This is a genomic window from Nocardia sp. NPDC057455 (genome assembly GCF_042802775.1).
In the GTDB taxonomy this organism is placed as follows: Bacteria; Actinomycetota; Actinomycetes; order Mycobacteriales; family Mycobacteriaceae; genus Nocardia.
Genome location: NZ_JBHVDM010000142.1, coordinates 1 through 1668, shown reverse-complemented (window position 1 = coordinate 1668; position 1668 = coordinate 1). Strand labels below are relative to the sequence as shown.

Below are 1668 nucleotides of genomic sequence, written 5' to 3'. Positions count from 1 at the left end.
TAGACGGGTGCGGCCCGTGCCAAGACGAGACACGCAACCGCATCACCCGCCACTCGCCGAGCACGGCGCGCCTGGTCGAACTCGCGTGCATCGCGGTCGCCGAGCAACTCGGCGGATTGCCGCGCAACCTCACCGAACGAGGCGTACCGGGTCTCGCGAGCGAAGAATTCCGCTCACTCGCCCGGGCCGGATGCGACGGACACAGCGACGCACTGTACGCCGCGTGCGCCGCGCTCAACGACGAGCAGCGCCGCGCGGCCGCCGACAGCGCCGGCGACCTGCTCGTCGGCATGATGTCGCTGTCGACACCCGAAACACCCGCCTGACCAGTGGGTATCTCGTAACCAACCGACCGGTTGCTGTACCCTTTGGACAAGAAACCGCTACTGACGACCCGACCCCAAAATCGGGCGCGTAGCGGTTTTTTGATGCCCGAACCAGGCTCGACGCGGGGTAGAGCAGGCGGTAGCTCGCTGGGCCCATAACCCAGAGGTCGCGGGTTCGATTCCCGCCCCCGCACCCACCAAACCCGAAGGGAGGGCGAACCGATGGTCTTCGGCCCGGAAGTCCGGTCGATCACCGCAGGCGTGAACGTGCTGCGGCTGCTCGGCGTCATCCGCGCGGGTGGTGGGCTGTCGCTCACCCGTGCCGATGACGGGTGGTCCGGTGCACTCGTCATCGACGACGGCGACCACCCGATCGAAAGCGGTGAGCTACCCACGATCGACGAGGTACTCGCCGACCTCCGTTCGAAGGCGATCGGATGAGCTACAGCACTAACCGCGCCGGGACCGGGCGATGGACAGCCATCATGCGGCCCAGCGTCGGTGTCCTGTGGACCGACGACGACACCGCACTCGGGTTCTTTCAAGCCCAACTGAGCGGCAAGGTTGACGCGGCCCCGGTACAGAACCTCATCGACACCGCCTACGCCGCCGGCCTCACCGCCCGGCAAGCGTTCGACCAACTCGCGGCCGCCATCGGATCCCGCATCGACGAAGGCGACCTCGACAACTGGCGACCCAACCGCGCAAGCCGCGCCCGACAACTACCCGGCGCCATGCCCGAACCGCGATGAACGCACCCAACATTCCGCACACCCCGCGAAACGAGGCACTCGGCGACGTGCTCGCAATGCTGTTCTACGTGTGCGCCGCACACGAGGACGCCACCGCCGAGCAGGGCCGCGACCTCGCCGACCGGCTACGCCCCGAAGTGCAAGCGTTCAAAACGCACAAGGATCCGGGCCGCGTCGTCGACCGCCTGCGCGAGATCATGCCGGACGGATGGCGCCCACAAGGCCAATGGGCCGACGGCATCGCCGACCCGCTCGGCACCATCGGCCGCGAGCTGCTACGCCGCGGCATCAACGGACTAGGGCCCTTTGCATGATCACCGTTGTTATCGGACCGCCGTGCGCAGGCAAGACAACGCACGTGCAAGCCAACGCGAGCCCGAGCGACATTGTCATCGACTTCGACCGCCTCGCCCGCGCCCTCGGCTCACCCGTCGAACACGGGCACTCGCCAGCACACCTACGCGCCACACTCGCCGCCTGGAAAGCCGCAGTCACGGCCACACTCGCCGCACGCCCTACCGGCGCGTGGATCATCCATGCACAACCCACCGCCGCCGACCTACAGCGCTACCGGCAAGCACGCGCGCGCA

At 67.9% G+C, this 1668-nt stretch carries 4 protein-coding genes, 1 tRNA gene and 1 pseudogene; all 6 read left to right on the top strand.

Features of this window, described 5'->3' with window-relative positions; genetic code table 11:
* A partial coding sequence (locus ACFU5M_RS32700) for a hypothetical protein (RefSeq protein WP_379055165.1) occupies nt 1–326 on the top strand: 326 nt, incomplete at its 5' end.
* A gap of 121 nt (nt 327–447) precedes the next feature.
* Nucleotides 448–523: transfer RNA gene (locus tag ACFU5M_RS32695), tRNA-Met, on the top strand.
* Between the two features lie 25 nt (nt 524–548).
* Complete coding sequence (locus ACFU5M_RS32690) at nt 549–767, top strand: hypothetical protein (RefSeq protein ID WP_379055163.1); 219 nt, start codon at nt 549–551, stop codon at nt 765–767.
* Complete coding sequence (locus tag ACFU5M_RS32685) at nt 764–1078, top strand: hypothetical protein (RefSeq protein WP_379055161.1); 315 nt, start codon at nt 764–766, stop codon at nt 1076–1078. Before ACFU5M_RS32690 ends, ACFU5M_RS32685 begins: the two co-directional genes overlap by 4 nt.
* Nucleotides 1075–1392 (top strand): hypothetical protein, encoded by a 318-nt coding sequence (locus tag ACFU5M_RS32680; RefSeq protein ID WP_379055159.1) that lies wholly within the window; start codon nt 1075–1077, stop codon nt 1390–1392. Before ACFU5M_RS32685 ends, ACFU5M_RS32680 begins: the two co-directional genes overlap by 4 nt.
* Nucleotides 1389–1668, top strand: a pseudogene (locus ACFU5M_RS32675) (hypothetical protein); the annotation flags it as partial. The gene ACFU5M_RS32680 and the pseudogene ACFU5M_RS32675, both read left to right, overlap by 4 nt.